The organism is Priestia sp. SIMBA_032 (assembly GCF_046535215.1).
Taxonomy (GTDB): domain Bacteria; phylum Bacillota; class Bacilli; order Bacillales; family Bacillaceae_H; genus Priestia; species Priestia aryabhattai.
Window position 1 is genome coordinate 1 of record NZ_JAWRXD010000808.1, and the last position, 265, is coordinate 265.

At 64.2% G+C, this 265-nt stretch carries 1 protein-coding gene; it reads left to right on the forward strand.

The window, feature by feature from the left end; translation table 11 throughout:
- On the forward strand, positions 1-265 hold a 265-nt coding region (locus tag SB717_RS36570; RefSeq protein WP_410907948.1), incomplete at both ends, for a hypothetical protein.

The following is a 265-nucleotide window of genomic DNA, read 5'->3' on the forward strand; positions in this document are numbered from 1 at the left end:
GAAACCAGTTGGCCGCAGGTCCGCGCGGCGCTGTCGCGTGAGCAGCAGGTATTGGATGGCGTTCGCGGCAAGGGCCTGCACATCGTGTGTGGAGCCAGCAGTTCGCCCACGCTCAAGCGCCAGCTCGATCAACTGCTGCAACGCTGGCCCGAGGCGCGTCTCTATCATGGCGATACCTTTGCCGAGACAGGTGCCCTGCGTGCCAGCGAGCGAGTATTCGGCCAGCCATTGGCGGCGCGTATGCACTTGCAGCACGCCGAAGTAT